Below are 5,617 nucleotides of genomic sequence, written 5' to 3'. Positions count from 1 at the left end.
ACGTTGCGGGTGGTGTGGGCGGCGCCGCCGCCGAAGCCGACCAGCACGCCGGCCGCGCCGGTCCGCATCAGGTGCAGCGCGGCGGTGTAGGTGGCGCAGCCGCCGACGATCACCGGGACGTCCAGCTCGTAGATGAACTGCTTGAGGTTGAGCGGCTCGGCGGCGCTGGAGACGTGCTCGGCCGAAACGGTGGTGCCGCGGATGACGAAGACGTCGACCCCGGCGTCCACGACGGCCTTGGAGAACTCGGCGGTGCGCTGCGGCGAGAGCGCCGCGGCGGTGACCACGCCGGAGTCGCGGACCTCCTGGATCCGCTGCTTGATCAGCTCGGCGCGGATCGGCGCGGCGTAGATCTCCTGGAGGCGGCGGGTCGCGGCGGTGGCGTCGGAGATCGCGGCGATCTCGTCCAGCAGCGGCTGCGGGTCCTCGTAGCGGGTCCAGAGGCCTTCCAGGTTCAGCACGCCCAGACCGCCCAGACGGCCGATCTTGATGGCCTGCTCCGGCGAGACCACGCTGTCCATCGGCGCGGCCAGGAACGGCAGCTCGAAGCGGTAGGCGTCGATCTGCCAGGCGATCGAGACCTCCTTCGGGTCACGCGTACGGCGGCTGGGGACGACGGCGATGTCGTCGAAGGCGTACGCCCGGCGGCCGCGCTTGCCTCGCCCGATCTCGATCTCAGTCACTTCGAGCCCTTCTGCTTTGTTGCTCATGCCCGCCGGGTCACCCCGGCCGCCCCCAGTATCCCGTACCGCCGGTGGTCCCGCCCCGACGGCCCGCACCCGGACGAGCCCGGACGAGCCCGAACAAGCGAGAAGGGCCCGCGACGGCGGGCCCTTCTCCCTCAGCGCCTCAGCTCAGTACTTCAGCTCACCGCTTCGGCTCAGCGGATCAGCGGTTCGAGTAGTTCGGCGCCTCGACGGTCATCTGGATGTCGTGCGGGTGGCTCTCCTTGAGGCCCGCCGAGGTGATCCGGACGAAGCGGCCCTTGCTCTCCATCTCGGCGATGGTGCTGGCGCCGACGTAGCCCATGGTCTGACGCAGACCGCCGACCAGCTGGTAGAGCACGGTCGCGAGCGGACCGCGGTACGGCACCTGGCCCTCGATGCCCTCGGCGATCAGCTTCTCGTCCGAGGAGACATCGGCCTGGAAGTAGCGGTCCTTGGAGAAGGACTTCGCCTGGCCGCGGGACTGCATGGCGCCCAGCGAGCCCATGCCGCGGTAGGACTTGAACTGCTTGCCGTTGATGAACATCAGCTCGCCCGGGGACTCCTCGCAGCCGGCCAGCAGCGAGCCCAGCATCACGGTGTCGGCACCGGCGGCCAGCGCCTTGCCGATGTCGCCCGAGTACTGGAGGCCACCGTCACCGATGACCGGCACGCCGGCCGCCTGGCAGGCCTGGGCGGCCTCGTAGATGGCGGTGATCTGCGGGACGCCGATGCCGGCGACCACGCGGGTGGTGCAGATGGAGCCGGGGCCGACGCCGACCTTGACGCCGTCCACACCGGCGTCGATCAGCGCCTGGGCGCCGTCCCGGGTGGCGACGTTGCCGCCGACCACGTCGACCCGGACGGCCGACTTGATCTTCTCGATCCAGGCCAGCGCGTTGTGGCTGTGGCCGTGCGAGGTGTCCACCACCAGGAAGTCCACGCCCGCCTCGACCAGGGCCTGGGCCCGGTCGAAGGCCTCGGCGCTGGCACCGACCGCGGCGCCGACCAGCAGGCGGCCCTCGGCGTCCTTGGCGGCGTTCGGGTACTGCTCGGCCTTGACGAAGTCCTTGACGGTGATCAGGCCCTTGATCCGGCCCTCGTCGTCGACCAGCGGGAGCTTCTCGATCTTGTGGCGGCGCAGCAGCGCCATCGCGTCCTCGCCGGAGATGCCGACCTTGCCGGTGATCAGCGGCATCGGGGTCATGATCTCGCGGACCTGGCGGGTGCGGTCCGACTCGAAGGCCATGTCACGGTTGGTGACGATGCCCAGGAGCTTGCCGGACGGGTCGGCGATCGGCACGCCGGAGATGCGGAACTTGGCGCACAGCGCGTCGGCCTCGGCCAGCGTGGTCTCCGGGCCGACCGTGATCGGGTCGGTGACCATGCCGGACTCGGAGCGCTTCACCAGGTCGACCTGGTTGGCCTGGTCCTCGACCGACAGGTTGCGGTGCAGGACGCCGACACCGCCCTGGCGGGCCATCGCGATGGCCATCCGGGCCTCGGTCACCTTGTCCATCGCGGCGGACAGCAGCGGGATGTTGACGCGGACGTTCCGGGAGACCCGCGAGGAGGTGTCGACCTGGTTGGGCAGCACCTCGGAGGCCCCGGGCAGCAGCAGCACGTCATCGAACGTGAGCCCGAGCATGGCGAACTTCTCGGGTACGCCTGCGGCGTTGTAAGACATTTGGGGGGTACCTTCCGTGGCCGGCCAAATCCGCTCGCGCCCTGAGGTAGGGGGCGCTTTCATCGCTCACTCGCGCAGACCGCCGAAAGCCGGGTGGAATTGGAGGAACCTCCAAGGGTTCCTCGCGCGCACCCGCGAAACTTTGGCAACCCGCCCAGGCGCCGATACCCCATGGTACTGGCACCGCGAATGTGCCCTCGTGTGCCCTTGACAACAACCGCCCCCGGTGGCCCATTCCACCGGCCCGTCGCCCCAGGAGGACCACAGGAGGGCCACAGGAGGACCTCAGCAGGAACACGAGGACCTCAGGAGGACTCCTCCGCGAGCGCCCGCAGCCGGCTGAGCGCACGGTGCTGGGCCACCCGTACGGCCCCCGGCGACATCCCGAGCACCTCGCCGGTCTCCTCCGCCGACAGCCCGGCGGCCACCCTCAGCAGCACCAGCTCGCGCTGACGAGCCGGCAGGTTGGAGAGCAGCTCCTTGGCCCAGGCCGCGTCACTGCTGAGCAGCGCCCGCTCCTCGGGGCCGAGCGCCTCGTCCGGCACCTCCGGCAGGTCGTCCTGCGGCACGACCGTCGAGCCGGGCCCGCGCATCGCGGCCCGCTGCAGATCGGCGATCTTGTGCGCGGCGATCCCGTAGACGAAGGCCTCGAACGGCCGCCCCTGGTCCTTGTACCGGGGCAGCGCGCACAGCACCGCGACGCAGACCTCCTGGGCCACGTCGTCCACGTGGTGCCGGGCCCCGCCGGGCAGCCGGGCCAGCTTGGCCCGGCAGTAGCGCAGGGCGAGCGGGTGGACGTAGGCGAGCAGGGCGTCGATGGCCCGGCCCTCGCCGCGCACGGCGGCCGCGACCAGCTCGCCCACCAGGGGTGAGCCGCCCGTGCCGAGCACCGGCGGGCGGCCCGGCCCGGCCTCCGCGCCCGGACCGCCGGAATCGGCGTACGACGGATCGCGACCCGGTCCGGAGGGTTCGGCCCCGTCCGGGTCCACCTGGCCGGCCGCACCGGCGACATCGTCGCGCATCGATCCATGGTGCCTGGTCGACCGGGAAAACGCGGCACCGCGTCCGGAGTTGTGCACCGGAACGTTATGCGCTGCGACACCACGGGGCGTGCCGCGCATCACCGACCCCTCCTGCACCGTGCCGCCTCCCGCCCCGCCGCTGTGAGCGGTCCCGTCCGTCGCGTCGTCCGCCGAGTGTCCTGCGGCTGCGTGGTTCGCCGCAGTGCCTGTCCGCTGGTCCCCGAGGTGCTCCACTCCTCCATGGTGCAACCTCGGGACCGTAACGTCACACGCCTGTGCGGCGCCCGTTCCGGGATTCGACGGCGGCGCCCCGCAGCCGGCGGCGCCGCCGGCGGTCAGCGGACCAGGCCCCAGCGGAAACCCAGCGCCACCGCGTGCGCCCGGTCGGAGGCCCCGAGCTTCTTGAACAGCCGTCGGGCGTGGGTCTTGACGGTGTCCTCGGACAGGAACAGCTCGCGGCCGATCTCGGCGTTGCTGCGGCCGTGGCTCATGCCCTCCAGCACCTGGATCTCACGCGCCGTCAGGGTCGGCGCCGCGCCCATGTCGGGGCTGCGCAGCCGACGCGGGGCGAGCCGCCAGGTCGGGTCGGCGAGGGCCTGGGTGACGGTCGCCCGCAGCTCGGCGCGCGAGGCGTCCTTGTGCAGGTACCCGCGGGCACCCGCGGCCACCGCGAGCGCGACACCGTCGAGGTCCTCGGCGACGGTGAGCATGATGATCCGCGCGCCCGGGTCGGCGGACAGCAGTCGCCGGACCGTCTCGACCCCGCCGAGGCCGGGCATCCGGACGTCCATCAGAACGAGATCGGAGCGGTCGGCCACCCAGCGGCGGAGGACCTCCTCCCCGTTCGTCGCGGTGGTGACCCGGTCCACACCGGGTACGGTCGCGACCGCGCGGCGAAGCGCCTCGCGGGCGAGCGGGGAATCGTCGCAAACGAGAACGGAAGTCATGACCGTCGTCCTCCGCAGCTGATCCGCGTCACGTTGAGCCTCCTGGCTGGTACGAACCTCTCCGACACGGCCGATCGGCGACAGACTCCGTCCTGATCGCTCCGAACTGCCCGCGATCGTTCCCGACGTCCGGCGCCCGTTAACCGCCTCCGCACTTCCAACGACCATCACTCGAATGAGTTACGGCCTTCAGGGCATCTCCACCACTGTACGTGGCCAACCCATTACCGATCAGCCGCATCGCGGTGCACACGCCGCAGTTTTGCGCAGCTCGCGCGCGGTCGGCGTACGACCCGCACACCGGTGCGGTGCGTCGCGCGCCCGTCGGCCACCCGATTGCCACGCCCGCGCCCGGCGACCCCATTGCCCACTTTGCCCGTTTTTATAGCGTTCGTATGGTCATTGACTGTTGTGCCAGTGTGTGGGTGACTTGTCCATGGAGTTGCCTTAAGTCATATTTCCAGGTGTCCACATCAGTGCAGCAACGCCCCGCCGGTCCGCTCGGCGGTAGCCCCGCCGAACCGCCCGGCCGACGGTCGACCGCCTCTGAAGGGAATGAGCCATGGCAGATTTCTCCCGCCTCCCCGGCCCCAACGCGGACCTCTGGGACTGGCAGCTCTCCGCGGCGTGCCGTGGCGTGGACAGCTCGCTCTTCTTCCACCCCGAGGGCGAGCGGGGGGCCGCGCGCAGCTCGCGCGAGGCCAGCGCCAAGGAGGTCTGCATGCGCTGCCCGGTGATCGCGGAGTGCGCGGCGCACGCCCTGGCGGTCCGCGAACCGTACGGCGTCTGGGGCGGGATGACGGAGGACGAGCGCGAGGAGATGCTGGGCCGTTCGCGGCACCGCCTGGTGGAGATCCCGCTGACCCCTCCGGCGGTCGCGCAGCGCTAGACCCGTTCCACGGCGCGCCGTGAAGAAACGTTTCTTCGCAGCGCCTCAGGCTGCCCCACCCCATCCGGAACGGCGAGGGCCCGACCGCCCGCCGTCAGCGGCCGGTGGCGGAGCCCGCCAGCCGCTCCAGCATCAGCGCAACGGCCGGCACCTCGGCCAGGTCCGGCAGGGTCAGCGCCACCACCTGGCGCACCGCCGGCACCCCGGCGGCCGTCCGCACCGGCACCGTCGAAACGCCGTCAGGACGCACCGACTGCAACGCCAGCCGGGGCAGCACCGCCACTCCCAGCCCGGCCGCCACCAAGCCGACCACCGCCGGGTAGTCGTCGGTGGCGAAGTCGATCCGGGGCTCGAAGCCGGCCCCCGCG

At 71.5% G+C, this 5,617-nt stretch carries 6 protein-coding genes; 1 reads left to right on the top strand and 5 read right to left on the bottom strand.

Features of this window, described 5'->3' with window-relative positions:
- The 4 genes from J0670_RS28285 to J0670_RS28270 form a co-directional block, all read right to left on the bottom strand.
- The coding region (locus J0670_RS28285; RefSeq protein WP_207814527.1) for a GuaB3 family IMP dehydrogenase-related protein at nucleotides 1–683 on the bottom strand (683 nt) is incomplete at its 3' end.
- A 205-nt stretch (nucleotides 684–888) separates the two neighbouring features.
- Nucleotides 889–2,391: an IMP dehydrogenase gene (gene guaB / locus J0670_RS28280; protein ID WP_207814526.1), complete on the bottom strand. Its 1,503-nt coding sequence runs from the start codon at nucleotides 2,389–2,391 to the stop codon at nucleotides 889–891.
- A 305-nt stretch (nucleotides 2,392–2,696) separates the two neighbouring features.
- On the bottom strand, nucleotides 2,697–3,413 hold the full coding sequence (locus J0670_RS28275) for a sigma-70 family RNA polymerase sigma factor (RefSeq protein WP_207814525.1): 717 nt from the start codon (nucleotides 3,411–3,413) through the stop codon (nucleotides 2,697–2,699).
- 335 nt (nucleotides 3,414–3,748) lie between these two features.
- Complete coding sequence (locus tag J0670_RS28270; protein WP_014136228.1) at nucleotides 3,749–4,360, bottom strand: response regulator transcription factor; 612 nt, start codon at nucleotides 4,358–4,360, stop codon at nucleotides 3,749–3,751.
- 562 nt (nucleotides 4,361–4,922) lie between these two features.
- Here J0670_RS28270 and J0670_RS28265 point away from each other — a divergent pair.
- Nucleotides 4,923–5,249, top strand: a complete 327-nt coding sequence (locus tag J0670_RS28265; protein ID WP_196948779.1) for a WhiB family transcriptional regulator — start codon at nucleotides 4,923–4,925, stop codon at nucleotides 5,247–5,249.
- Between the two features lie 94 nt (nucleotides 5,250–5,343).
- On the opposite strand, the gene J0670_RS28260 is transcribed toward J0670_RS28265, so the two are convergent.
- The coding region (locus J0670_RS28260) for a LysR substrate-binding domain-containing protein (RefSeq protein ID WP_243437638.1) at nucleotides 5,344–5,617 on the bottom strand (274 nt) is incomplete at its 5' end.

The sequence above is a fragment of the Streptomyces sp. FH025 genome (assembly GCF_017427025.1).
Classification (GTDB): Bacteria; Actinomycetota; Actinomycetes; order Streptomycetales; family Streptomycetaceae; genus Kitasatospora.
Note: the sequence above shows the minus strand (reverse complement) of the source record. Positions and strands in the feature narration are given on the sequence as shown.